At 50.1% G+C, this 26,292-nt stretch carries 20 protein-coding genes; 14 read left to right on the forward strand and 6 right to left on the reverse strand.

All coding sequences use genetic code 11. From position 1 onward, the window contains the following. The first annotated feature begins 51 nt into the window (after positions 1 to 51). The 6 genes from BWI97_RS17650 to BWI97_RS17675 all read left to right on the forward strand — a co-directional run bounded on the left by BWI97_RS17650 (position 52) and on the right by BWI97_RS17675 (position 12,113). On the forward strand, positions 52 to 2,772 hold the full coding sequence (locus BWI97_RS17650; RefSeq protein WP_199182035.1) for a family 78 glycoside hydrolase catalytic domain: 2,721 nt from the start codon (positions 52 to 54) through the stop codon (positions 2,770 to 2,772). A 203-nt stretch (positions 2,773 to 2,975) separates the two neighbouring features. Further along, a complete protein-coding gene (gene yidD / locus BWI97_RS17655; protein WP_102202177.1) occupies positions 2,976 to 4,181 on the forward strand; it encodes a membrane protein insertion efficiency factor YidD in 1,206 nt (401 codons plus the stop codon). 10 nt (positions 4,182 to 4,191) lie between these two features. After that, positions 4,192 to 4,722, forward strand: coding sequence for a hypothetical protein (locus tag BWI97_RS17660; RefSeq protein ID WP_102202178.1), 531 nt, complete (start codon positions 4,192 to 4,194; stop codon positions 4,720 to 4,722). A 276-nt stretch (positions 4,723 to 4,998) separates the two neighbouring features. Further along, positions 4,999 to 6,102, forward strand: coding sequence for a glycosylase (locus BWI97_RS17665; RefSeq protein WP_102202179.1), 1,104 nt, complete (start codon positions 4,999 to 5,001; stop codon positions 6,100 to 6,102). Between the two features lie 151 nt (positions 6,103 to 6,253). Continuing rightward, positions 6,254 to 8,626 (forward strand): glycoside hydrolase family 2 TIM barrel-domain containing protein, encoded by a 2,373-nt coding sequence (locus tag BWI97_RS17670; protein WP_102202180.1) that lies wholly within the window; start codon positions 6,254 to 6,256, stop codon positions 8,624 to 8,626. A 106-nt stretch (positions 8,627 to 8,732) separates the two neighbouring features. Continuing rightward, positions 8,733 to 12,113, forward strand: coding sequence for a glycosyl hydrolase (locus tag BWI97_RS17675; protein ID WP_102202181.1), 3,381 nt, complete (start codon positions 8,733 to 8,735; stop codon positions 12,111 to 12,113). A gap of 92 nt (positions 12,114 to 12,205) precedes the next feature. On the opposite strand, the gene BWI97_RS17680 is transcribed toward BWI97_RS17675, so the two are convergent. Beyond that, positions 12,206 to 12,763: a 2'-5' RNA ligase family protein gene (locus tag BWI97_RS17680; RefSeq protein ID WP_158242784.1), complete on the reverse strand. Its 558-nt coding sequence runs from the start codon at positions 12,761 to 12,763 to the stop codon at positions 12,206 to 12,208. A gap of 199 nt (positions 12,764 to 12,962) precedes the next feature. Between BWI97_RS17680 and BWI97_RS17685 the strand changes: the two genes are divergently transcribed. From BWI97_RS17685 to BWI97_RS17695, 3 genes are all read left to right on the forward strand, one after another. Then, the gene (locus BWI97_RS17685; protein WP_102202183.1) at positions 12,963 to 13,562 is read left to right on the forward strand and encodes a hypothetical protein; all 600 of its coding nucleotides are present in this window, start codon (positions 12,963 to 12,965) and stop codon (positions 13,560 to 13,562) included. 204 nt (positions 13,563 to 13,766) lie between these two features. Further along, the gene (locus tag BWI97_RS17690; protein ID WP_102202184.1) at positions 13,767 to 14,129 is read left to right on the forward strand and encodes an iron chaperone; all 363 of its coding nucleotides are present in this window, start codon (positions 13,767 to 13,769) and stop codon (positions 14,127 to 14,129) included. 81 nt (positions 14,130 to 14,210) lie between these two features. Beyond that, positions 14,211 to 14,645: a nuclear transport factor 2 family protein gene (locus BWI97_RS17695; RefSeq protein WP_094808789.1), complete on the forward strand. Its 435-nt coding sequence runs from the start codon at positions 14,211 to 14,213 to the stop codon at positions 14,643 to 14,645. A gap of 61 nt (positions 14,646 to 14,706) precedes the next feature. Here BWI97_RS17695 and BWI97_RS17700 read toward each other — a convergent pair whose 3' ends face one another. Then, positions 14,707 to 15,294 (reverse strand): hypothetical protein, encoded by a 588-nt coding sequence (locus tag BWI97_RS17700; RefSeq protein WP_102202185.1) that lies wholly within the window; start codon positions 15,292 to 15,294, stop codon positions 14,707 to 14,709. Positions 15,295 to 15,663: 369 nt separating this feature from the next. Here BWI97_RS17700 and BWI97_RS17705 point away from each other — a divergent pair, with 369 nt between their 5' ends. Then, entirely contained in the window at positions 15,664 to 18,660 is a 2,997-nt protein-coding gene (locus BWI97_RS17705) for a DUF2723 domain-containing protein (protein WP_102202186.1), read from the forward strand. 213 nt (positions 18,661 to 18,873) lie between these two features. Here BWI97_RS17705 and BWI97_RS17710 read toward each other — a convergent pair whose 3' ends face one another. Together BWI97_RS17710 and BWI97_RS17715 are read right to left on the reverse strand one after the other, a co-directional pair. Beyond that, entirely contained in the window at positions 18,874 to 20,418 is a 1,545-nt protein-coding gene (locus BWI97_RS17710; RefSeq protein ID WP_102202187.1) for a M81 family metallopeptidase, read from the reverse strand. 122 nt (positions 20,419 to 20,540) lie between these two features. Further along, complete coding sequence (locus BWI97_RS17715) at positions 20,541 to 21,389, reverse strand: neutral zinc metallopeptidase (RefSeq protein WP_094808787.1); 849 nt, start codon at positions 21,387 to 21,389, stop codon at positions 20,541 to 20,543. A 174-nt stretch (positions 21,390 to 21,563) separates the two neighbouring features. Between BWI97_RS17715 and BWI97_RS17720 the strand changes: the two genes are divergently transcribed. After that, positions 21,564 to 21,821, forward strand: a complete 258-nt coding sequence (locus BWI97_RS17720) for a hypothetical protein (RefSeq protein WP_102202188.1) — start codon at positions 21,564 to 21,566, stop codon at positions 21,819 to 21,821. A gap of 70 nt (positions 21,822 to 21,891) precedes the next feature. Then, entirely contained in the window at positions 21,892 to 22,317 is a 426-nt protein-coding gene (locus BWI97_RS17725; RefSeq protein WP_102202189.1) for a hypothetical protein, read from the forward strand. 118 nt (positions 22,318 to 22,435) lie between these two features. Here BWI97_RS17725 and BWI97_RS17730 read toward each other — a convergent pair whose 3' ends face one another. Continuing rightward, positions 22,436 to 23,680 carry a S41 family peptidase gene (locus BWI97_RS17730; RefSeq protein ID WP_102202190.1) on the reverse strand — a complete coding sequence of 415 codons (1,245 nt, stop codon included), beginning with the start codon at positions 23,678 to 23,680 and terminating at the stop codon, positions 22,436 to 22,438. Positions 23,681 to 23,778: 98 nt separating this feature from the next. Continuing rightward, positions 23,779 to 24,729: a DUF1080 domain-containing protein gene (locus BWI97_RS17735; RefSeq protein ID WP_102202200.1), complete on the reverse strand. Its 951-nt coding sequence runs from the start codon at positions 24,727 to 24,729 to the stop codon at positions 23,779 to 23,781. Between the two features lie 140 nt (positions 24,730 to 24,869). Between BWI97_RS17735 and BWI97_RS17740 the strand changes: the two genes are divergently transcribed. Further along, the gene (locus BWI97_RS17740) at positions 24,870 to 25,547 is read left to right on the forward strand and encodes a hypothetical protein (RefSeq protein WP_094808782.1); all 678 of its coding nucleotides are present in this window, start codon (positions 24,870 to 24,872) and stop codon (positions 25,545 to 25,547) included. Between the two features lie 44 nt (positions 25,548 to 25,591). Further along, positions 25,592 to 26,278: a hypothetical protein gene (locus BWI97_RS17745; RefSeq protein ID WP_094808781.1), complete on the forward strand. Its 687-nt coding sequence runs from the start codon at positions 25,592 to 25,594 to the stop codon at positions 26,276 to 26,278. Positions 26,279 to 26,292: the final 14 nt, after the last annotated feature.

Below are 26,292 nucleotides of genomic sequence, written 5' to 3' on the forward strand. Positions count from 1 at the left end.
GTTTTATTCAGTATCCTAAGTGGGGCATTTTTCGAGCTATCCGCTCAATCCTTGCGAGTAGTAAACCTGCGGTGCGAGTACCGAACGGAACCCCTGGGCGTTCAAAGCAAACACCCGGCCCTGAGCTGGCAATTGTCAGCCGATACCCGGAATGTCCGGCAGGGAGCGTATCAGATTCTGGTGGCCGATTCGGAAGAGGCCTTAAGTCGTCAGCAGGGTACGTACTGGGACTCGGGAAAAATCGCGTCTGATTCGTCCCTTCAAATCATCTATCGGGGAAAACCCTTGCAGGCCACCCGAACGTATTACTGGAAAGTACAAGTATGGGACGCCCATCAGCATTCGTCTGAATGGTCGGCCCCGGCTTCCTGGCACATGGGCTTGCTCACGCCTGCCGACTGGAAGGATAGTCAGTGGATCGCGTACGAAAAACTGGCCGATTCGCTGGTAAATCCGCTGCCACGGGACGATGTGAAGGATAAAGTTACGGGAAGCAACGTCCTGCCGTTATTCCGGAAAGCCTTCGTCCTACGGAAACCCCTTCGGAAAGCAACGGCCTACGTCTGTGGACTGGGCCATTTTGAAATGAGTCTGAACGGAAAAAAGGTAAGCGACCATTTCCTCGATCCGGGCTGGACCAAATACGACCGGGAAGCCCAGTACGTGACGTTCGATGTGACCAATCAGCTTCAGCAGGGCGAAAACGTCATTGGCGTCATGCTGGGCAATGGCTTTTACTACGTGCCACCGGTAAAAGGTCGTTTCCGAAAACTCAAAGTACAGTTCGGGTATCCGAAGCTCATCGCTCGGCTGCAACTGGCGTACGCGGATGGTTCAACGGAAGATATTGTCACGGATGATTCCTGGAAAACGGCACCATCCCCCCTTACGTTTTCCAGTATTTACGGCGGGGAAAATTACGACGCCCGCCTCGAGCAAGTCGGTTGGGATAGTGCCGGTTTCAACGATGCATCCTGGAAGAAACCGATACGCGTAACGGGTTCGCCCGTACTGATTTCCCAACTACAGGAGCCGTTGAAAATTGCCGATGTATTCACGTCAAAATCGACGACGAAAACGAAAACGGGCGAGTGGCTATACGACTTCGGACAGAATTTCTCCGGAATTATTTATCTGAAAGTCCGGGGCAATAAAGGCGATACCGTGCGGATTTATCCGGCGGAATTACTGAAAGAGGGCCTCATTACCCAGCGAACGACGGGCGGACCCTATTACTTCGAATATATTCTGAAAGGACAGGGCGTCGAAACCTGGCAACCCCGGTTCTCGTACTACGGCTTCCGGTACGTACAGGTGCGGGGCGGCGTACCCACGAAGCAGAACAATCCGGATGGACAACCCGAAATCCTGGAATTACGGGGTCTACACACGCGAAACGTGGCCCCGAATACGGGTACGTTTGTAAGTTCGAATCCCCTCTTCAATCAAACCCATACGCTGATCGACTGGGCCATCAAGAGTAACATGGCGAGTGTCTTTACGGACTGCCCACACCGTGAAAAACTCGGCTGGCTGGAGCAGGTACACCTCATGGGCGGCTCGGTTCGGTATCCGTATGACATTGCGTTGTTGCTGAAAAAGTCCATTCAGGATATGAAAGCAACGCAACTGGCGAACGGACTGATTCCGGAAATCGCTCCGGAATACGTGGAATTCCACTGGGGTGACGGCATTTTCCGGGATTCGCCGGAGTGGGGGAGCAGTGCCATTCTGGCTCCCTGGTACCTGTATCAGTGGTACGGTGAAAAAAGCGAACTGGCGGCGAGTTACCCGATGATGCAACGCTATATCCAGTATCTAGGGACGAAAGCGAAAAATCATATTCTCTCGCAGGGTTTAGGTGACTGGTACGACCTGGGCCCCAAACCGCCGGGAACTTCGCAACTGACGCCCATGGGCGTAACGGGTACGGCGATGTACTATTACGACCTGACGGTTCTTCAGCAAATCGCTACGTTACTGAACAAACCAGAGGATGCAGCGGCGTATCAGGCCTTTGCCGGAACAGTGAAAAAGGCTTTCAACAATACTTTCTTCAATCCTCAAACCAAACAGTACGCCACCAACAGTCAAACGGCCAACGCCATGGCGGTGTACATGAAACTGGTGGAGGAGCAGGACAAAGCGGCGGTGATTGAACATATAATCAAAGACATTAAAAGTCGGAATAACGGGCTGACGGCCGGTGATATTGGCTACCGGTACCTGCTCCGGGTACTGGAAGACGCGGGTCGCTCGGATGTGATTTTCGATATGAACAGCCGCAGCGATGTGCCCGGCTACGGCTATCAATTGGCGAAAGGGGCTACCGCTCTGACGGAATCGTGGGAGGCCTTGCCCACGTCGTCGAACAACCATTTTATGCTGGGGCATTTGATGGAATGGCTCTACGCCGGGCTGGCGGGAATCAAGCAGGAGGCATCGTCGGTTGCCTTCAAACAAATCGTCATCGAACCGCAACCCGTCGGCGATGTGACGCAGGCCAAAGCGACCTATCAGTCCCCGTACGGCTTGATTGTTAGTGACTGGAGAAAGTCCGGAAATACGTTTGAGCTGAACGTGGAAATTCCGGCCAACACGACGGCTACGGTACTACTGCCAGTGTCTAAGACGGCCGTAGTTACTGAAAATAATCGACCGATCAAGGAAGTGAAAGAAGTGAAGATTATGAATTCAGAATCTGGGAAAATAAAAATATCTATAGGGTCCGGAAACTACCAATTTCGGGTAATTCGTACGAGTGGAAACTAATTTCGACGTACTGTGAACACGGAAAGAAAAGTTAGTACGTACGCATTTTCTCTACCGTCTCTACAAAAAGATGAAGTTTGTTTATTAAAATTTTTATAAAAATAACAATTAGTTAAGATAAGTTAAAATCAATGAATTTGCTTACATAGCATTCTTAAATTTGAAAAATGAATCTATATTTGGACGTGATTAACTGTCCATAAATGAAGTATTTTTTTACTTTTATTAGTTGTATTTATTATTGCATTGGCCTGAATGCTCAGGCTTTTACTTACGCTTCTGATGGGCAAAAAATAAGTACTGAGCAATCTTTTTTTAATGAAAAACGTACGAAAGAATCTTCAGTAACGGACTATATTTCTATTTATCAGCAACATATTAGTGCGATTAGAGGACATCAGTGTCCCATGTATCCCAGCTGTTCTAATTACGGGATAAAAGTATTTCAGGAAACGTCATTTGTGAACGCATTTCTATTAACTTCTGATCGTTTGCTGAGGTGTGGACACGACCGCGATCATTACGGACTGACATTGAGTAAAACTGGATTTAAATACATCGATTATCCGCACTATGATACAATTCCCAGGAATCTGGAGTATACTGCTAACCGTTACTTTTACGCCTATACTAGTTTAAACCAACCGGATTCCAGTTTGCGATTAATTAGGAATTTATTAAATAATGAATACTATCAGGAAGCTCTTTTAGAAATTATCCGTCTGGAGAATAGTGCCAAGAACGTTGGCAATGAACTGTTTGTTAATAAGATTATCTGTTTAAATGCTTTAGGGCACTACGAGAAAGCTATTTTTGAGTACGAAACGAAAGCTTCCACCAGCCTTAAAAAAGATCCTGAACTGATCTATCAGATTGCTCTTGTTCAGGATAAGCTTTCAAATGATACGCAGACGCTTACGCTGATTACGGAAGGATTAACGCAATGTCAGCACTGTCGTACAGAACCTAAGTTTCTGGCCCTGCGAGCATTAGTGTACGCAAAACAATACAACTGGCAGGCGTCCGCTCAGGCGTACCGACTTCTTTCTTCGTTCGATTCATACGTAATGAATTCAAAATCAGCCCTTAAAACGCTTGCCGATGCGGAGAAAATTTGGTATCGCAGTCCTACTTTGGCGGGAGCTTTATCCGTTATTCCAGGTGCTGGATACTGGTATGCGGGGCATAAACAAACGGCGGTTGCTTCGTTTCTTATCAATGGACTTTTAACGTTTGCTACATATTCTAATATAAAGAAAGAAAATTACGGAATGGCGGCTCTAACCGGTGTGTTTAATTTAAGTTTTTACCTCGGAAACATCACGGGAGCAGTCAAGAGTACCCAACGGTTTAATGAAAAACAGAAAGAAAATATCGTTCGAAAACTTCAATATAATTCTCACCTATAATTTGTCCTTTATGATTCAATCAATCTACCAATCCACTTACGTAAAGTACGTTGCTTTACTGTTAGTGATTTGCTGTACCTGCATGTCTTTCCGAATGCGTGGTAATGCCGAAGTGGTATTGCCGGCGGGTACTCCCATTCCGATGGAAACGATGTCTCTGATTCGATCCGATCAGGTTATTCCCGGACAGGTCATTGATTTCCGGGTTAAATATGACGTTAAAGTAGAGGATCAAGTTGTCATTCCTGCTGGATCTATTGCCAAAGGTCAAGTGATGCGGGCTCAAAAAGCAAAAGGGCTGGGAAAAGAAGGATTTGTAGAAATTCAAATTAAATCCGTGCAGGCGGTTGATCAGCAGGAAGTTTTTTTAACGGGCGGTAATTTGTACCAGGAAGGAGAAGATAAACAAACCCTGGCGATTGTACTGGGTATCGTAGTTTGTATCTTATTCTTAACGATGAAAGGTAAGAATGCTGAAGTTCCCGCTGGTTTCGAATTTAACGCTCACGTAGCAACGAATATGACGATTGCTGCCAAGTAATTGAAGTATTCAGTATTACCAAAAAAGCTCGTTTTAAACGAGCTTTTTTTGTAGATAAAGCGTACCACAGAAATGAATACGAAGTAATAATCATTGGAAAGGCCCCTATAGCGATTTAGAATAAGCCTTTTGCTACCCAGGTAATTCCGCAATCAGTATTTTTAGGTGAAGCTAATTTCATACAATCTTTAGAAAAAATGATAGAGAATACTGCGGATTCATGCCTTTAGTTTTGTAACGTTCAAAGAAGTAACTGCACAAAACAGGCCATTGCCCATGACTCGTACGCTGCTGATTCTAGTATATTTTCTTTTCGCTTCGCTTGCTTTTGCCCAGAAAACCAGTGTTTCCGCAACGGAAATGCAGCAGTTGTACGACGAAGTCAAAACGCCCTATAAGTACGGTCTGGTAATGGTCACGGAGGATGATTCCAAAAAGATGGATTGTCCCACCGTGTTCCGAAAGGGTAAGAACTGGTACATGACCTATTTGCAGTACGACGGTCGCGGGTACGAAACCTGGCTAGCCGAAAGTAAAGACCTCTTGCACTGGGAAAACAAAGGCCGTCTGCTCTCCTTCTCCGCCGATACGACCCTGTGGGATGCTCACCAGAAAGCGGGATACAACGCCCTGCAGGATACGGAATGGGGCGGTAGTTACGAGCTGAAAACCTATCAGAATAAATACTGGATGTCGTATATTGGAGGGAATGGCCGGGGCTACGAAGCGGGTGATTTATCCATCGGTATGGCCTATACAACGAAAAATCCCACGCAGGTACACGAATGGCAACGCTTTTCTAAACCCTTATTTACGGCCAAAGACCCCGATACCCGCTGGTGGGAGAATCGCAAGCTGTTTAAAAGCTCGGTCATCGAAGATCGGCAGAAGCTGACGGGACATCGCTTTGTGATGTACTACAACGCCAATGGTGATTCGGCAAAAAATAACCTGAAAACCCGCTGGTTCGAACGCATCGGTATGGCCGTCTCTGACGATATGGAGCATTGGCAACGCTTTGAACCAGAGCCCGTTCTCCAGCATCCGGTCGGTATCACGGGCGATGCGGTTCTCCAGAAAATCAAAGACACCTGGGTGATGTTTTACTTTGGAGCCTTCTGGAAAGATCACAAAGCCAAAGGGTTTAACCGATTTGCTGCGTCCAAAGACCTCGTGCACTGGACCGACTGGACGGGCCCCAATCTAATCGAGCCTTCCGAACCCTACGATGCATTATACGCTCACAAATCGTTCGTTCTCAAGCACCAGGGCGTCGTGTATCATTTCTACTGTGCGGTGAATAAGAAAGATCAGCGGGGAATCGCCGTCGCTACTTCGAAAGATGTAGGAAAGAGTGAAAAAGAATTTGCGAAAGAGTAAGGTTAGAGGGATTCCCGGACAATCCCGGTATGTTCCCCGAATTGCATCCGGGGCTAATCACATGCAAGCCCTCCGGGCTTAGGTCGAGAGGGTCGAATAAGCCCGGAGGGCTTCCACTTAAATAGCCCCGGATGCCATCCGGGGTACTGGTATGAAATACGTATTCATTTTTTTGTCGCTAATCTGTCTTCAAACCTACGCCCAGGTTTCCCCCCGACAAACGGAGTCATTCAATAAAGACTGGACGTTCGTCCTTGCGGATGTGCCCCAGGCCAGGGAAGTCAGTTTCAATCACCCTAAAAGCCAGTCCGTCACCCTGCCCCACGACTGGAGTATCAGCGGTCAATTCAGCAAAGATCACCTGACTACCACGCAGGGCGGAGCCTTACCGACAGGTATCGGCTGGTACCGCAAAACGTTTACCGTGCCCGTTACCGCTCAGGGAAAACGCGTGTCCATCGAATTCGACGGCGTACACCGCAACAGCGAAGTCTGGATTAACGGACACTCCCTGGGCGTTCGGCCAAGTGGGTACAGCTCCTTTCAGTACGACCTGACACCGCATTTGAAGTTTGGTACAGAACCTAACGTCATCGCCGTTCGCGTCGATAACTCCGTTCAGCCAAATTCCCGCTGGTACACGGGTTCCGGGATTTACCGAAATGTTCGGCTGGTTACTACGTCACCCACGCACATCCGTCCCTGGGGCGTATTCGTAACGACGCCGAACGTGACCGCTCAGCAGGCTCAGGTGCAGGTGCAGACGCAGGTCTCGGGCGGCGATCGACTGGTGCAAACCATTCTGGACGCGACGGGGAAAGTAATTGTAACCCAGCAGTCTAAAAATAGTCAGAAATCTATTCAGTTAACGCTTGCCAAACCCACCCGTTGGTCCATCGAAAACCCGTATCTGTATACCTTACGAACGCAGTTGTACCAGAACAATCAACTGGTGGATCAGGTGGAAACGCCTTTTGGCGTGCGGTCTTTTCGTTTCGATGCCAGCAAAGGCTTTTACCTGAACGATCAGCCGACGAAGATCCTGGGCGTATGCCTGCACCACGATCTCGGAGCCCTCGGAGCGGCGATCAACGTGCGAGCCATGGAGCGGCAGTTGGAACTACTGAAAGCCATGGGCTGCAACGCCATCCGTACCTCGCACAATCCGCCCGCTCCGGAGTTTCTGGACTTGTGTGACCGGATGGGTTTTCTGGTGATGGATGAAGCGTTTGATATGTGGAAGAAGAAAAAGTCCGCGAAAGATTATTCCCTGTTTTGGGATCAGGAACACCGCCGGGATCTGGAAGATCTGGTGAAACGTGACCGTAATCACCCCTCCATCATCCTCTGGAGTATTGGCAATGAAATTCGCGAACAGTTTGATTCCACGGGTACCACGATTGCAAAAGAGCTGGTGCAGATCGTTAAAAACCTGGATACCAGCCGTCCGGTAACGTCGGCCTTGACGGAAAACATTCCTGAGAAAAACTTCATTTATCAGTCGAAAGCCCTCGATATACTGGGCTTCAACTACAAACACGAAGCCTACGCCGATCTGCCCAAAACCTTTCCCCATCAGCTTTTCCTGCCTTCCGAAACCGTTTCAGGCCTGCAAACCCGGGGCGACTATATCATGCCCTCGGACTCCCTGCAACTCTGGCCCCGCAGCGGCCGATCGAAACTGGTGGAGGGGAATATCGACTTTACGGCTTCGGCCTACGATAACGTGTTCGCGTACTGGGGTTCCACGCACGAAGACGTCTGGAAAGTCATCAAAAAATACCCGCATCTGGCGGGATGTTTCGTCTGGTCGGGTTTTGATTTTCTGGGCGAACCGCACCCGTATCCCTGGCCCGCCCGCAGCTCGTACTACGGCATTATTGATCTGGCGGGTTTTCCGAAAGATGTGTATTACATGTATCAGTCGGAATGGACCAATACGCCGATGTTACACCTGTTTCCGCACTGGAACTGGGAGAAAAATCAGACCGTGGACGTTTGGGCCTACTACAACCAAGCCGACGAAGTGGAACTGTTCCTGAACGGAAAATCACTCGGTACCCAAAAGAAAACGGACGAACGCCTGCACGTGCAATGGCGGGTGAAGTACGAACCCGGAACCCTGAAAGCCGTTTCCCGGAAAAATGGTCAAACGGTTCTGACCAAAGAAATCAATACCGCCGGAAAAGCTGCCCGAATCGAACTGGTGGCCGATCGCAAAGAGCTGACCGCTGACGGAAAAGATTTGTCCTTTGTTACCGTTCGAATACTGGATGAACAGGGCAATCTGGTACCGAATGCCGGGCATCTGATTCACTTCGACCTCGAAGGCGAAGGGACAATTGCGGGCGTTGACAACGGTTTTCCGGCGAGTACTGAACCCTTCCAGGCCTCGTACCACCGGGCTTACAATGGCCTGTGTCTGGCCATCATTCGTACCCACGAAAAGGCAGGGACCATTCGGCTGAAAGCTTCCGCAGAAGGCTTGAAGGGATCGGAAATCGTGTTGCAGGCAAAAGAATAATAGCGTTCTTTTCCAAGGAATAAAACTTAAAATCCGTCTTTCCTCTAAAGCGTTCGGGCCTTTAGAAAAAGGCGAAGGTTTTGGGTTGATACCGTAATTTACTTGTATGAGGCTTATCCGTTTTCCAAAATTACTCTTCTCTTTATGCTGGCTCCTTAGTACGACAGGTTTTGCCCAGTCGGGCAGCGGGTTGACGCAACTCGTGCCGAATCCGCCTTCATCGGCCAAACCCTGGGTATTCTGGTACTGGATGCAGGCGGGCGTTTCAAAAGCGGGCATTACGGCTGACCTGGAAGCCATGCAGGCGGCGGGGATCGGGGGAGCGTACCTGATGCCGATTCAGGGAGCGAAGAATCCGCCCGTGTACACACCCGTAGCCGAACAACTCACGCCGCACTGGTGGGATCTGGTACGCCACGCCATGCAGGAAGCCAAACGGCTGAAGCTGGAGATGGGCATGCACGTGAGCGATGGTTTTGCTCTGGCCGGAGGACCCTGGATTACGCCGGAATTATCGATGCAGAAAGTGGTATACGCCACGACGCAGGTGCAGGGGAATCAGCCATTTTCGGGCGTGTTGCCGCAACCGCCCACGCAGGAAAACTACTACAAGGATATTGCGGTGTTCGCCATTCCCGCCTCACCTACGATCGCTTCCAAACCAGTGATAACTTCCAGTCAGTCCGGAAGCTCTCCGCAGTTTTTGATTGATCCCACCAACAAGCAGGCCTTCCGAAGCGATACCGTCTGCTGGATTCAGTACGCGTATGAGCAGCCCGTTACGGTTCGGTCATTACTGGTGCGAACGCCCGGCAATAACGTACAGGCCCATCGGCTGAAACTGGAAGCGAGTAACGATGGCAAAACCTTCCGGCCCGTGACGCAGCTACAGCCGCCCCGGCACGGCTGGCAGGATACCGACGCGGATGTCACCCACGCCATTCCGACGACTACGGCCCGGTATTTTCGTTTCATTTCCGACAAAAAAGGCTCGGAACCGGGGGCCGAAGACCTGGACGCGGCGAAATGGAAACCTACGCTAAAGCTTACCGGACTAACATTATCCGCCGAGCCCAAAATTCATCAGTACGAGGGAAAATCGGCTCTGGTCTGGCGGGTGAGTCCGCGTTCGACGGAACAGCAGCTTCCCCGGGAATTATGCGTACCGCTGAACAAAATCATTAACCTGACGAGTAAACTCAAGGCCGATGGTCGGCTGGACTGGCAGGCTCCCGCCGGTACCTGGACGATCATTCGTATGGGCCATACCTCCACCGGACACACCAACGCCACCGCCGGAGCCGGTAAGGGACTGGAATGTGACAAATTCAACCCGCAGGCCATTACGCTGCAATTCAATCGCTGGTTCGGTGAGGCCCAGCGGCAGATTGGGCCGAGTAAAGACGTGCTGAAAGTACTGCACGTGGATAGCTGGGAATGCGGGAGTCAGAACTGGTCGGTCACGTTTCCGGCGGAATTTAAAAAACGCCGGGGCTACGATCTACTGCCGTACCTGCCCGTGCTGGCGGGGATTCCGCTGGTATCGGCCGAGACGTCCGAACAGGTGCTGTACGACCTGCGGCGAACGGTAGCGGAACTGGTCGTGGACAAATTCTATACGACCCTGGCCGGACTGGCGAAACAGCACGGCGTACAATTTTCGGCGGAAAGCGTCGCTCCAACGATGACGAGCGACGGACTGGCTCATTACCGGAAAGTCGATATTCCGATGGGCGAATTCTGGCTGAATAGTCCCACGCACGATAAGCCTAATGACATGCTCGACGCCACGTCGGCAGCTCACATTTACGGCAAAAACATCGTACAGGCCGAAGGCTTTACCACCGTTCGCATGGACTGGTCGGAGTACCCCGGTATGCTCAAAACCTTGCAGGATCGAAACTATGCCCTGGGAATCAACAAACTGGTCTATCACGTTTTCTCGCACAATCCCTGGCTGGATCGCAAGCCGGGCATGACCCTCGACGGTGTAGGGCTGTACTTCCAACGTGATCAAACCTGGTGGAAACCCGGTCGGGCCTGGGTGGAGTACGCCCGGCGTTGCCAGACCTTACTCCAACTGGGAAAACCCGTGGCGGACGTCGCCGTGTTTACGGGCGACGATTTGCCCCGGCGTTCGGTATTGCCCGACCGACTGGTAAACACCTTACCGGGTATTTTTGGAAAGGAACGCGTACAGAGCGAGGCACGGAGACTGGCGAATACAGGCGAACCCTTACGCGTCAAACCCCTGGGCGTATCGCATTCGGCCAACATGGCGGATCCCGAACACTGGGTTGATCCCCTGCGGGGCTACACCTACGACTCGTTCAGTGCCGATGCGTTGACCCGACTGGCTACCGTAAGCGATTCCAGCGTACGTTTTGCTCCGGGTACGGCGTATCGGATTGTGGTCGTTCCCGGCAGGCATCCACTGAACGTAAATCAGCCTTTCGTAACGCCCGAAACGGCTAACAAGCTGGTTGCTCTGGCGAAAGCCGGAGCCACCGTGTTGATCGAAGATCAGGCTTTTTTTGCCGCCGGAAAAGGGGCGAAGGAGGTTAGCAATGAATTATGGGAGGGGCGTTTTGAAATGGAAAACGGACTAGTTGCCAAGACGTTAGGCAAAGGCCGGGTCATTCAATTGCCTTATGAACTGGAATCTTTCGCGTCGCTGGGGATTGAACGGGATGTAGCGTTCACAGAGACGAACGGTACATACGCTAAAGACCTCGCCTGGACGCACCGCCGCAGTGCTGACATGGATCTGTATTTTATTGGAAATCAGCAGGAAAAGGTACGGGAAATTACGGCTTCTTTTCGGGTGCGGGGCAAACAGCCGGAACTATACGATGCCGTCACCGACGAACTCCTGAACGCCGATCAGTGGCGAATGCACCCCAACCGGACGGAAGTAACGCTTCGATTGGAGCCGAATGCTTCCGTATTCGTCATTTTCCGAAAACCGACGAAGCAAAACGAAGGTACGGGTCAGGTGGCAAAGGAATCACAACGCGTACAAACCCTGTCACAACCCTGGCAGGTACAGTTTGATCCGGCGTTCGGCGGCCCCGCCCAAACTCAAACTTTCGCTACACTTAGCGATTGGAGTCAGCATGCCGACTCGTCCATTCGGTACTATTCGGGTACGGCTACGTATACGCAAACCTTTCAGTGGTCAGATCAAAAAGGTCGCTACTGGCTGGATTTGGGGAAAGTAGCCAATATGGCTGAGGTGAAGCTTAATGGCCAATCCTGCGGCGTAGCATGGACGTTTCCGTACCGCGTTGAACTCACGTCATACCTCAAAGCCGGAGAAAATCAATTGCAAATCGAAGTGAGTAATACCTGGGCGAATCGGCTCATAGGAGACCATCGGTTGCCCGAAAAACAACGCATCACTACTACCACCGCCCCGTACCGACTGGAGGGCAGACCGTTACTGGAGGCGGGCTTGCGGGGACCAGTACAGATTATCACTCGATAGGAATTGGCTGAAGCGTTCACTACGATCGATCCAGTAATGCTTCTTCGTGAGGCTTCTATTTACTTCGTGCCTTTATGGCTAACTCTAACTAGTTAAGCGTTACTGGCAAAGTCAAATTTTCGAAGCGGTTCCCACTGCTTGCCCGTGTGTTGCAACAGCCAGAGGGCGTCTAAAGGCATACGAGCGGAAAAGGATTCCTGCTCAAAATAGGGCCAGGCCTGTTCAAACTGCCGGCGACTCAGGTCCCGGTACGCAATGGTCAGGTGCGGTGTAAATACGGAATGGATCGGTGGCAGGGATACTTGCAGGCTTTCCCGCACAAACGCATCGAGTGTAAGATACTGTTGCTCCATGCGTTCCGTCTTCTCAACGGCTACATAAATCACGTGGCCCCGATTCGTGGAAAAATATCCGAAATCAGTCAGCTGAATAGTTTCGGCCTGAAAGCTTCCCAAAAAAGATTCCAGTTGTTGTGCCAACGACGAAATAGGTACCTTTTCGGACAAGGTAAACGGACTTACATAGGTGATATGCGGCAATACCCGCAAACCCCGAACACTGCCGTAGTGCTCGGATACGTAGCGTTTGTAGGCCCAGATGGGTTCGGCGATAGATTCAGGTGGGAGAGCGGCAATGAGATAACGGGTCATGGCTGAGGAATTAGCGTATGGAGGCAAGAAAAGGTATGCCTGCCATAAATAAAAAGAGGGGTTAAAAAATCTTAAGGAATACATCAAACCTACCTAGGGTATTTACCTTGTTTCGCAATTACAGATTTAACCACAGGAAATCTGGCCGTATGAACGTACTTGATTCCTTAATCCTCACTACCTTTTAAATTCTAAAGCGATGAAATATCTTTTCTGCTTAATACTTACTTTTCTGGTGATAGCCGTCTATGGACAAATGCCTAAAGAGGTTGCTGGAAAAGCGATCAACCCATCAATTCCAGTAGTTCCGGATACGGTATTTCGGGTAGTCCATCTGGAGCAATCCGCAAAACTAAAAAATCAGAATCTGGCTGTTTTTGTAAATGATCAATTCGCGGGAAATATTCCCGTCGCGGGTATACCACCTGAACAAATAGAAAGCATAACGGTTGAGCACAAAAAAATACAGGTAAAGGGAATCGATTATGAACATCAGCTATACGTCGAAACTAAAAGTACGTACAAGCCTAATCTTATTTCGTTGAGCGATTTGAAAACCAAATACACCGATCTAGGCAATAAGCCAACTGTTTTTAGTATAGATGGAGAAATTTGTACTTCTGATTATTCCGAATACTTTATTGACGAAAGCAATCTGCTTCGAATCATTATTGATCATATTTCAGACAAAAAAGAAAAGACAAATCTGGTTCTAATTAAAATATTAAGTAAAAATCCGGAAAATATTAAAAAAGTAAAAGACATACGAATCAGGGGCGACAAACTTCGTTTTCATTAGGGTTGGGAACGGATTGAAATCCGTTCTTAAGAGATGTGCCGAGCCTACAGCTCTGTTGCGTTAGTGGAGTGGAGCATCAAAGAGCCGTAGACTCGACCTGTTTAGTAAGGTTGGGTTTCAACCCAACCCCCTCAGCCTAAAGTATAAATCAAACCGAAATTAAACGTACCTTGCTGTATCAGCAAGCGAAAACCTTCGATCGGTATGAAAAGCATTGTGCCTGCCAGCGTGGATGAATACATCGCCGGTTTTCCCGACGACGTTCAGGCGATTCTCCAGCGAATTCGTGCGGTAGTGAAAAAAGCCGCTCCGGAAGCCGAAGAAACGATCAAATACGCCATTCCTACGTTTACGCTGCACGGTAACCTGGTGCATTTTGCGGCCTATAAACATCACATTGGCTTTTACCCGGTACCTTCGAAGAGTACGTTCGAGGCTGAACTCGCCCCGTACCGAAAAGCAAAAGGCACTGTCCAGTTTCCGCTTACGCAACCTATTCCCTACGCACTGATTGAGAAAATAGTGGATTTCCGAATGCAGGAAAACCGGGCGAAAGCAAAAGGGTAAGATTGCATGAAGCCGCTATAGGCGAATGAAATGATTGATAATGAGTGAATAAAACTATACTACCTCATTTCCCTATTCTTCATGAAACGACTCGTACTAGGCTTGATTGCCTCAGTTGCTTTCGCCTGTCAGCCAGACGCTGAAAAAAAGAAGATGCCTGAAAACGAAACCATCGCCCGCAAGGTATACGAACGTTTCAACGCCCATGACTGGGAAGGGATGGCGGCTCTTTACAGCGATTCTACCGAATTCAAAGATCCGGCCTTTGGTACAAAAGCCGTGATGCAATCCCGAAAGCAAATCGTTGAAAAGTACGCCGCCATGCACCAGGAAACGCCGGATATTCACGATGAAATTACGGGTATTTACCCTTCCGGAGACACCCGGGTCATTGTTGAATTTGTATCCTCCGGCTCCATGCCCGATGGCAACAAATGGGAATTACCCATTTGTACCGTTTTTACAATTGAAAAGGGAAAAATTACGAAGGATTATACGTATTACGATCAGGAATAAGAGGACGTTTCATAAAATGATAGAAATCGAATACGTTCAATCCGAAGCGTAATAAAAGCCGTTATTTATTCAGTTTAACAGTCGGAGTATTCAGGCTAATCATCTCATTGATAAACGCCACCCGGTCGTCTTTCAAGCGTTTCAGGAACGTAGTAATCTCGTTTTCATACGCCCGTTTGGAGTACGCACAGACTAGGACACCCGGCTGATTCGGCTGAATTTCAACCCGTTGGTACCGATAGACATTGAATTCGACCGTACTCAACTCGTTTCCTTGGCTTTCACTGAGAATAAAATCAACGATAAATTCTTTTCCGTCAGGACTTTCGCTGACTACGTAATTACACGTAGGATCTGTCTTTTTGCGATTTTCTAATTCCTTTACTTTCTGACTTACTGCTGCTTTTACTTCAACGTTTTTATCAAGCAGATAAAACGTGATCATCTGGTTAAATTTTTCCGGGGTTTCGCCCGCGGGCAGGTACTCCTGAATGTAATAAAAATCGTTTGGCTTAGCGGTCCAGGCCAGTTTGAATTGGGTTTGATTAAAGGTAAACGGGCCTTTAATCCCTATTCTCTCAATGGGATCAATACTGAAACTGCTAAACACTAAAACAATGAAGGCTAAACAAAAAAGTCGGGAAAGCATGTGGATATAATTAGAGTGCCTGTAAAAGTACACATTCATTTTTAGGAATGACTTCCGGTGATTATTTGGGCATTCGCTTATTTTCAGTAAAGTGACACTTTTACGGCAGATAATGGTGTTACGCTTAAAAGTTAGCCGTTGGATCGTTTAGCTCTTCCGAATTTATAATCTACGTTTTTTCGGAGTTACAACCCACGCTCTTTCGGATTTGTAATCCGAAAGCGACTGTTTCGAATGTACACTTCATTTTCCGCTAACAACTTTTAACATCGCTCTTAACAACTATTAACGTTCTGACTTTTAGAGCGTTGGTACGGCGTTCTACTTTCGGCCTGCTTATCGTAGCCTTTCACATGTTCGCTGTACCTTATGAAAAACTTTTTACGTATCAACACCTGGTTAGGCTGGGGCATGTTTGCCGTTGCCTTCTTTACGTACGCTTTTACGGTCGAACCCACGGCCAGCTTCTGGGATTGTGGCGAATTCATTGCCTGCTCCTACAAACTTCAGGTACCGCACCCGCCCGGAGCACCGATTTTCCTGATGTTGGGTCGATTGTTTTCGCTGTTGGCGGGAAGTGATCCATTGCAGGTCGCGTACTGGGTCAACATGGTATCGGTGCTGGCGAGTGCCGGTACTATTCTGTTCATGTTCTGGACGCTTACCTTACTGGGCCGTAAAGTCGTCGGTAAAACGGCGGCTACCGTATCTGCCAGTGAAGCCATTGGCATCTTCGGAGCGGGCGTGGTTGGAGCCCTGCTGTACACCTTTAGCGATAGCTTCTGGTTTTCAGCGGTAGAAACGGAAGTATACGCTTTGTCTTCATTCCTGATCGCTCTGGTCTTCTGGGCCATGCTGCGATGGGAGCTGATCGAAGAGGAAGCGGCTGCCAACCGCTGGCTTATTCTGGTTGCGTATCTAACGGGTATTTCCATTGGGATACACCTGGTTAATCTGGTCATTCTGCCAGCCCTGACCTTGGTTTATTACCACCGCAAAAAGCAGAATCCTTCGTTTTTGCAGAGTATAGGAGCGGTACTGGTCGGGGTTTTACTGGTCGGATTGATTAATGGAGGGATGCTTTCCGGTCTCGGGGCTCTCGCCTTTGCTACGGATCGCCTACTGGTCAATTCGTTCGGTTTCCCGTTCCATTCGGGCGTAGTGGTGTGGTTGGTGCTGGTGTTTGCGGCCCTGGGCTACGGCGTTTATTTCGCCCAGCAACGCAAACGACCCATGCTCAGTACAGCTCTGCTGTCGGTGCTGTTTATTTTGATTGGTTACGGCTCGTATACGTCCATCGTGATCCGGTCGAACTTTCATACGCCGATCAATGAAAACAATCCGTCTGATCTCATCAATTACCTGCATTACCTGAATCGGGATCAGTACGGAAGTCGCTCCTTGCTGTACGGACCGCAGTTTACGGCTCGGGTCACGGATTTTAAACGGGGTAAACCCCAGTATAAAACGGATGGTAGTCGCTACCAGATTTACGACTACGAACCCGCCTACATCTGGGAAAAAGACCAGCAGTCATTCCTGCCCCGCATGGGCTCGCAGTTGCCCGGTCATGCCGACCTGTATGCCGCCTCGCTGGGCTTAGCCAAAGACCCCACGGACCCCTCGCGGTACCAGAAGCCTACATTTTTTCAGAACCTGCAATACATGTTTAGCCGTCAGATGGGCTTTATGTACATGCGATACTTTCTTTGGAATTTCGTGGGTCGGGAAAGTGATCAGCTCTGGGCCGACTGGTACCCCCGGCTGGGCAAAAGCGTAGCCCTGCCCGAAAGTATCCGTACGAATAAAGGGCACGATAACTTTTATTACCTGCCGCTGATGCTGGGACTGATGGGCTTTTTCACGCAGTTTACCAAGGGGGATAAGGATTGGCTGGTGATTGCCGTTGCTTTTCTGATGACGGGCCTGGCTCTGGTGTTTTTCCTGAATGCTCCACCCGTAGAGCCTCGCGAACGCGATTACATCTACGCGGGGTCGTTTTATTTCTTCGCTCTATGGGCCGGACTGGGCGTACTGACCCTGCAAAATCTGGTTCAGAAAATCACGAAACATCAGGTACTGGCCGGATCGCTGGCGGGTGCACTGGCCCTGGGTGTACCCGTATTGATGGGGGCGAAAAGCTGGGATAACCACGACCGTTCCCATCGGTACACGGCCGTTGATTTTGCCCGAAATCTGTTGAGTTCCTGTGCTCCGAATGCGATTCTGTTTACCGGAGGCGATAATGATACGTTCCCGCTCTGGTACGTGCAGGAGGTCGAAGGTTTTCGGAAAGATATACGCGTGTGCTGCCTTTCGTTGCTGGGGACGGAATGGTATATTCAGCAAATGAAGGAGCCAGCGGATGGATCGGAGCCGTTGCCGATTTCACTGGCGATGGACAACTTCCGGACGGGTATCAACGATCAGATCATCTTCTCGGAAAATCCGAATGTAAAGCAAGGCATTGATCTAACGGAGTATCTGAAACTGGTTCGTGAAAACAACCCCGCCATTCAGGCCGAAACGTCGCTGGGAACGATCAATGTGTTGCCTTCGCGGGTTTTCTCGCTGAAGCTGGACCGGGATACCATTCAGAAATCGGAAGTTGTGGCGAAGGGCATGGAGCCGTTGTTTACGGAAGACCGGATGACCTGGGATTTTGGTACGAACGACATCATCAAGGATCGGCTGATTCAACTGGATATTATCGCTCAGAATCAGTTTAAGCGACCTGTGTACTTTGCCTCGACGCTCTCGCCGGCCAATTATTTGGGCTTAAAAGAATTCATGCAAATCGAAGGGTACGCATATCGACTCATGCCGTTCAAGGTAGCCGGAGCCACCGATGGGTTCGTCAATACGGAACTGATGTACGATAAAATGATGCACAAAATGGCCTGGCGGAGTATGAACAACCCGGATGTCTACCACGATGATACCATTCGCGGCATACCCGTCGTTTCGGCCCGACTGGCTTTTTATCGCTTGTCGACCCAGTTGATTCAGGAAGGAAAGCTGGATACGGCGAAAGCGGCTTTGCAGCGTTGTCTGGAGGTGATGCCGGATCAGGCAATTCCCTACGATCAGATTTCAGCGAGCTTCATTGGGCCCCTGATTTCCGTGGGCGAAAAACAGAAAGCTCTTGAGATGGCTCAAACGATGATGAAACGCTGCGATGAAAACCTGAATTACTACTTTTCCAGCAATGGCGATGCCGAGGATATACGGGTCAATTTGTTTCAGATGAACCGGATCGTCCAGCAATTACGCGAAGCGAAACTGGAAACGCTGGCCCAGAATTACGAGACGACATTTGAACGGCAGTATCAGAAATTTGAACGTCGCTTTGTGGAAGCGGAGTAAGGGGAAGCCGCTCTTTGTTGCGGTGAGGATGGAATAACGCGTCGGAGACGCTGGACCAATAAGATCCCGATTGTAAATCGGGATCAGCGGAGCGGAGGATTAGCGGATGTACAATCGGAAAGAGAAGAAGCCCCATGTGTTTCAGGCGCTSATACATGGGGCTTCTTCTATCGCTGAGCATAAGCTTTACCCAATAGCTCGGTAAGAATACAGTTACTTCCCCGACACCGGAATCCACTGAGTCGACAGATTCGGCGTTTTCATGTTCTTATCCAGCGGATACATGGGCCGCTGGATGTGTTTGTAGGGTAGACGGTACAAATCCTGATCGACGCCACCGGGCGTCAGGGCCATGATCCAGTCTTTTTGCATGTGGTATAATTCGGGTTCAAGGTAACCGATTTTTACGACGACAATGTCCGCTTCGCGGGGTTTGAGGCCCAGGCGGGTAAAGTCCTTTTCTTTATGATAGGGTTTGCGTTTCTGCGTCACGATGACGTGTACGCTGCCCACTTTGACCATTACTTCCACCACGGCATCCCGGTCGCCTTCCACGATGGATTCAACCGTACCTTTCAACGCTACAGGTTTGGCAAACCGGTGATCGACGATGGCTCCGGCCGTACCCTCAATCGAGCCACCAACACCCACAGCCTGGGCTTTCTTCACAAAAGCAGGATCGGGAATGGAGGCGTAAATCAGCGTCGGACCATCGGCTTTCCGGAACTCCGGACGTTTCAGGATTTCCGTAATCGTCCAGGTGACATCACCGGCTGCTCCGGCCGTTGGGTTGTCGCCCGTATCGCTGATAAAAAAGGGCTTTTTCTGGCTGGCGATGGCTTTCGACAGTACCTCATCCAGCTTGCCTACGGGGGCCACAAAATCGAATTTCGAGCGAACGTCCCAGAAATGCTTCGCCAGCTTTTCCGCCGCTTTGGCCACTTTCGCCTGATCGTCGCCCACCATCATGATGACGCCGTGATTACGGGGAGCGTCGGCCCAGGCGTAGCTGATCCAGATTCCACCATCCACAATACCGGGGTTATTGTCGGCCAGGGGAGCCACTTCGGCGTACAGACTTTTGCCCGGTTCGATGCGGGTGCTGGTTTGTTCACCGGGTAGCAGAATCGGTACGGGAATCCAGGCTTTGTAGGCGGGTTTGCCCTTGCCACTTTTCAGGCGGTCGATGAGGTGTTGAACGGCCCGTTCTTTCGTCTGCATGGCGTCTTCGTGGGGAGCCATGCGGTAACAGGTCATGAGGTCGGTGTTTTGGGCCAGTCGTTTGGTGACGCAACCGTGCAGATCCATGGACGTAGACAGCAGCGTTTTGTACCCCACCACCTGCCGGATTCGCGTGATGAGATCGCCTTCGGGGTCGTCGAGCCCCTGTACGCTCATCGCTCCGTGAATATCCAGGTACAGGCCATCGTAGGGAGCATTTTGCTTGAGCAGGTCCAGCATCTTCGTAACCAGCGATTCGTAGGCCTCCCGCGTAGCCGCTCCGCCGGGAATGGATTTGCCAACCAGCGAAGGGAACCACTGAGCCTGCTGCCGCAGGGGCGAGTCAGGCGTCAGAAAAGGGTAGGAGGTAAAGACCTGCTCACCCGTTTTGGGGTGAAACGCCTCTTCGTGCGTAACGGCGGGCGAAAAGGTGCTGGATTCAATACCTAATCCCGCAATGGCGATGCGAGGTAACGTCGATTGAGCAAAACCTGCGTTCAACCAGAGCGTAAGAATAAAGAGCAGAGGTTTTTTCATGCAACAAGATAAAGAATTCAATCCGGTAAGTGTAGGCTTGCCAAGGGATGGAGGATGGAATAAAAAAAGACTGCTATCGATTCCTTAAAATCCATAGCAGTCGCTGGTGAACAGAAATGATGTTACTGAAGATTGGCGTCTTCGTTGCTGTTGAACGTATCTCCCTGTTTAATATCGCCGGTTTTCAACCCTTTTTTGAACCAGTACACGCGTTGGGCCGAACTGCCGTGCGTAAACGCATCCGGTACGACGCGGCCCTGCGTTTCTTCCTGAATCTTGTCATCGCCGATGGCATGAGCGGCGTTTATGGCCTGCTCAATGTCTTTCTCGTCCAGGGCTACACTTTGGCCCTGAGCCCGGTTGGCCCATACGCCCGCGTAAAAGTCGGCCTGTAATTCCAGTCGTACTGATAAACGGTTATATTCCTTTTCGCTCAGCCGTTGTCGCATGGCCTGCATTTTGTCGGTCGTACCCATCTGTTTCTGTACGTGGTGACCGATTTCGTGGGCAATGACGTAGGCCATGGCAAACTGCCCCGGAGCCTGAAAACGCTCGGCCAGTTCATCGTAAAACGAAAGATCGATGTAGACTTTCTCATCCGCCGGACAGTAGAAAGGCCCCATGGCGTTCTGAGCCGTACCGCAGCCCGAGGAGGTTACGCCCCGGTACATGACCAGTACCGGCTTGGGATACTGAGCATTCTGTTCGGCGAAGATCTTCGTCCACGCGTCTTCGGTACTGGCCAGTACACGACGGGTAAACTGAGCGGCGGCGTCATCGGCCTGCTGATCGACGGGAGCCTGCGTCGTAGCCTGTTGATTGCCTAAGATACTGGAAGGATCGCCACCCAACAGGGTAACAATTAAAGCAATGACGACGGTACCAATGCCGCCGCCAATGATCAGGCCACCAGAGCCACTGCTCCGACGGTCGTCGACATTATCGCTTTCGCGACCTCCTAACCAACGCATAGATAGATAGTAGTGTAAAAGTTGAACGTTTAGTTCTGTAAAATTTCGATGCCAAGATTATTCATTTCAGGGAGAAATGATCAGAATTAGCTAAGAAAGCTTAGGAATGCCTGTCGTGAACCCTGGGCATAGGTATTATTTTTTCTAACAAAAGTCAAAACCGACCTCTATTCCATGAAAAAGCTATTTGAATTCGTAACCCCACTCACCCTCATGGCCGGAGCCGGACTGCTCATCATCGGTCAGGGTCTACTGCATCTGGGGGAAGAAAACAACGTACTGCAATTTTTCTTCGGCGTTCCACTTTTGTTTGGAGCAGTAGTCGTTCACATCATCATCTGGGGAATGCTAAAACGTAATATACTCTACATCTGGCTGGTGGAATTTGTTCTGGTAGGCTTGTTTCTGTACGCTTTTTTCTTTCGGTGGTAAGTACAGAATCGAATTCATCACCAGCGTGGATGGTATCAATTTTGTAGCAAATCTGCAAAACCTTAAACCCATGAAAACGCTACTCACCTTTCTAATGCTTACGCTGGGCGTGCGGGCTTCCGATGACCGCGTAGCTAATTTTTCCTACGGTACACCCGGGCAGGAGAATTACGAAGAATTCTCATTCTGGATAAAAAATAATCGACCTGCTGAAATTCAGTACGTGTACGGCAAGGATCGTAAAACGCTTCGCCTACGCTACGTAAAACAGGATCAAAGGCATTTTCAGGTACGGTTTCCTAATCAACTCGTTTTACTGCTTTCCCCGCAAGGGAATCAGTTACGGGTGTACGACTTGAAGGGCAAATACGCCGCCAAGACTTTTTCCTGGCACTACGAAGGGCCCGTTGATGGTGTAGGAACCTTTTGCCAAGCCTGTGCCGAAGATGAAACCGAAGCCATGCAGTTACTGCGGCAGTATTATTTCAAGCCCTGACCGTCCCTTCAGGAACCTTCTGCTTCGACGAATCAGCAAGCCTGACGCGGGTACTGAGGTCACTAAACAAGGTAAAGCCGCGAAAGAAAAACTTACCGGCTCATCCAGGCAAAAGGATTCATCGGTTGGCGGTCTGGCGGATATAGTTCAGCGTTTGTTCCTTCCAGTCCCGGTTGTAATCCAGTAAAATGTCCGGTGCGACTCCCACTTCTTCGTACCGCTGGTAATGCCCCGAATCCTTCATGTCGGTAGGGTAAAGCGTGTACTTGCCGCTGGGCAAGGCCATGCGTTTTCCGTAATTATTACCGTACGTGAGTGTCCCATTCGTAGTACTGCCCAGTAGCGTTACGCGTTTGAGTTTCCGAAGTTCAAGGGCAAACTGCTCGGCGTTGCTAAACGTTCGGTGATTGACGAGTGCATAAACGGTACCCCGGCGGGTGTAGCGTTGCAACAAGTGAAGAAATTTACGGGACGCTTTAAATCCCCCGCCGCCATTATTGCGAAGATCCACGATCAGCTGGGGAGCGTGCAGGGAATCCTTGATCCGGTCGTAAAAGGCGGCTGACTTGAGAAGTTCCTGCGGAGACGTTGAGAAGCTACCCAGGTGTAGATACTGGACCTGATCGCTTAGAGCTTTTAACTCAAAAACCTTGCCCGAATAATTCACGTAATCCGGAGTTTTGGACTCTTTTTTCCAGGGCGTTTCGGTTAGCCGTCCAGGGATGAATTTTTCGTTTTTAACGAGCAGAAACGTTTTCTGGAGTAGGTGAGCGTGGTACGCCCGGAAATGATCCGGCTTGAATTCCCTGAGAATAAACGCAAGCTGTCCCGGCTGCCAGTGCGGTAACCGCGAATGCAGAACAACGCCGAGCAAACTGTCCTTCCGGGCAGTTCGGTAAATTCCCACCTGCAGGTAAGATTCGTAGTGATACACGCCTTCAACCTGATCAAAGGCGGTGTTTTGTAACACGGCTTCGAGGGAATCCCGGGCCAGGGTAGCCCGGGGGAAACCCAGGAAAGATTCCGACTGCCGATACGCCGTAATCCAGGCAGAATCGACGAGCATTTCTTTGGTAATGGCTTGTTTGGGATTTTGGTAAAAAGCCAGGTGATTGTCCCGGAAAGGCAACAGAAGCTGGGATAAGGTATAAAATTCCTGAAAGTCAGAAGTCGGTTGAACGTTTTTCAGCCGTTCCGCACCCAAAGCGTAGGCCACTTTGGATTCGCCTTTCATCTGTTCGCGGTACGAAGGAAGTTGCTGAACCGCCGTGTACAACTGATGCCAGTCTTTCTGATACGTAGATTGAGCCTGACTGGTCAGTATACCCAGCCATAGAAAAAACAGGGGTGCGAGTTTGTGCATACGCAGAAAAGGAAGCCAAAACGTAGAAAGAGGTTCGGGAGGGGGACGAATGGTCAGGAAAAAAGAAGTCCGTAGCTTCGGCTACGGACCAGGGAAATTTATTCTTTAGGAAGCGTAATCCGGATATTCCGAAACTCAATCGGACCGTGATCGCCCTGGAGGTAAATCGGACCCGGTTCGGCTTCGTTGCTGTCGATGGCTCCACCCGTAATACCCGGAATGGTGGTGTCGCAGATAATGGTTTTTCCGTTTAAGGCGACCGTTACCCGGCGACCAATGAGCGTGATGTCATAGCTCTGCCACTGATCTGCGTCATTCTCCGGAAGTTCATTCGGTACCAGGAAACCGTAGACGGCACCCAGCATGTCAATTTGTGGTTCAAGTCCTTTGCTGTCGACGATCTGTACTTCATAGCGTCCCCGCAGGTATACGCCGCTATTGCTTCCCTTGGGATACTTGAATTCAAGGTGCAGTTTAAAGTCTGAAAACCTCTGCTCCGTCTGGATGTTCGAGCCGGATTTGGGACTTTTCAGTACACCATTTTCCACCACCCACTGATTGGTCTGGCCCATGGCCTTCCAGCCTTTCAGGTCTTTTCCGTTGAATAAATCCATCGATTTGCCCCAGTTCGGCTGTTTGGTGCGGGCCAGCGAAGGAGCCCGTACGCCCGTCCAGGAAACGCTTTGGCCCGCAGGCGTCGTCATGGTGCCACTGAGCTTGTCGCCTTCCAGCGTTCCGTTTACAACCAGATCCTGCGTGGCTCGTTCCCATTGCGGAGGAATGGCGAAGCTAAGTTTCCCATCCGCAAAAGTTACTTTAGAAATCGGACGGGCACTGCCGCTACTGCCCACAAACCGGCCCACGAGCGTGTTATGACCCGAATGTGTCACCTCCAGCCAGGAGGGCATGGTGTTGTTTCCCGACTGAACGGTCAGATCCCAGCGTCCTTCGAGAGACGTAGCCGCCGGAGCAACCGCTGGCTTGCGGTCTTCGGCATAAACGGAGAGACTGGTTGCGGTAAGCGTAACCAGCGTAAGGGTACGCAGCATGGAGGAAAGCATAGAGGTCTGAACGGATTAATGGTCGTGTACGAATGCTCAAATCTAGGCATCTAAACGCTGGTATAAAAGGACCAGCAAAGAATGAAGCGGGTGAGTTACTATATTGCTGACGAAAAGGACCCTCACCTATGCATAAATCCTTACTCGTCCTGTTGCTGGCGTTCGCTGCCCGGGCCTCTGCCCAGTCGGACACGCTAACGAATCACTACGTACGGCTACAGCCCTTACAGCTTTTGTTTAGGGAATTGGTGGTGGGCTATGAATTTCCGTTCACTCAAAAATTCACCCTCGAAGTAGGAGTCGGGTACCGATTTCGCCGATTTAGTCATTCGCCCGAAATTAAAGGACTGGCTCTGGGGATGATGGGTGATTATAACCTGCAAAATATGGGAAATCCCCATTATCAGGCCGTAAAGTTTTCGATTACGCCCCGCTATTATCTGAATGCCCGCAAAACCTTTTTTCTGGCAACCGAGCTGTTTTTCAGACACTGGTGGTTTGACAACGTACAGGCTAAATTTGATAATACAGAAGGCTACCGTTTTGACGCAGTACGAACCGAACGAATGAATGTTTGGGGCGGGAAACTACTGATAGGTACGAATGGCAAACTGTTCTTACTAGGCAAAAATCCGGTGTACTGGACTCCTTTCCTGGGTTTCGGACTTCGGTCCAAAACCTACACCTATGAAACCTGGGACGGAACCCTGGGGGATACCCCCGTAACGTACCAGAAAGAGAGGGGTACTGTCAGCCTGTCGCCCAGTATTCATTTGGGCGTATCGCTGGCGTATCGCCTTCGCTGATGGTCTCGAAGCTAAACAGTATACATGAAACCAATCAAATCCCTATGAAACTCATACCCAAACTAGGCTTATGGATATTACTCACGGTCTCGACGAGTGTGTACGCCCAATCGGATACGGTATGGAATCAGTACTTGCGAATCCAACCTTTGCAATTGCTGTGTAGAGAGCTGGTGGTAGAATACGAGTTTCCCGTGACGGAAAAACTGACCATTGGACTGGGGGCTGGATACCGGTTTCGCAAGTCCAGCGGTACGTCAGAGGTGGCGGATTTAATGCGAATCATGACGGCTGATTACCGTTTGCAAAATATGGCTAATCCGTATTATCAGGGCGTTAAGTTCTCCCTTAGCCCCCGCTACTATCTGGATACCCGTAAATCCTTTTACGTCTCGGCGGAGCTATTTATGCGGTACTGGTGGCTGAATCGCCTGGATGAACAGTACCTCAATCCAAAGGGTACCTATGTTCGGGCCCGAAAAAGCGAAGAAATGGATGTCTGGGGAGGAAAAATACTGGTAGGATTGAATCGAAAACTGGTTTCCTTCTCTGCTCATCAGGCCGTGTACATCACCCCGTTTCTGGGGATTGGGTTTCGGCATAAAGCGTACACCTACCAACGCATCTACCTGTCCTCTTTAGCCAGCGATACTGGCGATAACGAAAGGGGAGGAATGAATCTGGCAGGCCTGCACGGTGGCTTCTCTCTGGCGTATCGCTGGGCTCGCTAGTACGCCATGCGTAG

Origin of the sequence: Siphonobacter sp. BAB-5405 (assembly GCF_002872335.1) — a bacterium.
Lineage (GTDB): Bacteria > Bacteroidota > Bacteroidia > Cytophagales > Spirosomataceae > Siphonobacter.

What these genes read in the sequence shown, in the direction of transcription:
- BWI97_RS17690 (WP_102202184.1), top strand. Translation starts at nt 13,767, where the DNA reads ATGAAAAGCATTGTGCCTGCCAGCGTGGATGAATACATCGCCGGTTTT.
- BWI97_RS17740 (WP_094808782.1), top strand. Translation starts at nt 24,870, where the DNA reads ATGCATAAATCCTTACTCGTCCTGTTGCTGGCGTTCGCTGCCCGGGCC.
- BWI97_RS17725 (WP_102202189.1), top strand. Translation starts at nt 21,892, where the DNA reads ATGAAAACGCTACTCACCTTTCTAATGCTTACGCTGGGCGTGCGGGCT.
- BWI97_RS17705 (WP_102202186.1), top strand. Translation starts at nt 15,664, where the DNA reads ATGAAAAACTTTTTACGTATCAACACCTGGTTAGGCTGGGGCATGTTT.
- BWI97_RS17720 (WP_102202188.1), top strand. Translation starts at nt 21,564, where the DNA reads ATGAAAAAGCTATTTGAATTCGTAACCCCACTCACCCTCATGGCCGGA.
- BWI97_RS17680 (WP_158242784.1), bottom strand. Translation starts at nt 12,763, where the DNA reads ATGACCCGTTATCTCATTGCCGCTCTCCCACCTGAATCTATCGCCGAA.
- yidD (WP_102202177.1), top strand. Translation starts at nt 2,976, where the DNA reads ATGAAGTATTTTTTTACTTTTATTAGTTGTATTTATTATTGCATTGGC.
- BWI97_RS17670 (WP_102202180.1), top strand. Translation starts at nt 6,254, where the DNA reads ATGAAATACGTATTCATTTTTTTGTCGCTAATCTGTCTTCAAACCTAC.
- BWI97_RS17675 (WP_102202181.1), top strand. Translation starts at nt 8,733, where the DNA reads ATGAGGCTTATCCGTTTTCCAAAATTACTCTTCTCTTTATGCTGGCTC.
- BWI97_RS17735 (WP_102202200.1), bottom strand. Translation starts at nt 24,729, where the DNA reads ATGCTGCGTACCCTTACGCTGGTTACGCTTACCGCAACCAGTCTCTCC.
- BWI97_RS17715 (WP_094808787.1), bottom strand. Translation starts at nt 21,389, where the DNA reads ATGCGTTGGTTAGGAGGTCGCGAAAGCGATAATGTCGACGACCGTCGG.
- BWI97_RS17665 (WP_102202179.1), top strand. Translation starts at nt 4,999, where the DNA reads ATGACTCGTACGCTGCTGATTCTAGTATATTTTCTTTTCGCTTCGCTT.
- BWI97_RS17730 (WP_102202190.1), bottom strand. Translation starts at nt 23,680, where the DNA reads ATGCACAAACTCGCACCCCTGTTTTTTCTATGGCTGGGTATACTGACC.
- BWI97_RS17710 (WP_102202187.1), bottom strand. Translation starts at nt 20,418, where the DNA reads ATGAAAAAACCTCTGCTCTTTATTCTTACGCTCTGGTTGAACGCAGGT.
- BWI97_RS17695 (WP_094808789.1), top strand. Translation starts at nt 14,211, where the DNA reads ATGAAACGACTCGTACTAGGCTTGATTGCCTCAGTTGCTTTCGCCTGT.
- BWI97_RS17745 (WP_094808781.1), top strand. Translation starts at nt 25,592, where the DNA reads ATGAAACTCATACCCAAACTAGGCTTATGGATATTACTCACGGTCTCG.
- BWI97_RS17700 (WP_102202185.1), bottom strand. Translation starts at nt 15,294, where the DNA reads ATGCTTTCCCGACTTTTTTGTTTAGCCTTCATTGTTTTAGTGTTTAGC.
- BWI97_RS17660 (WP_102202178.1), top strand. Translation starts at nt 4,192, where the DNA reads ATGATTCAATCAATCTACCAATCCACTTACGTAAAGTACGTTGCTTTA.
- BWI97_RS17685 (WP_102202183.1), top strand. Translation starts at nt 12,963, where the DNA reads ATGAAATATCTTTTCTGCTTAATACTTACTTTTCTGGTGATAGCCGTC.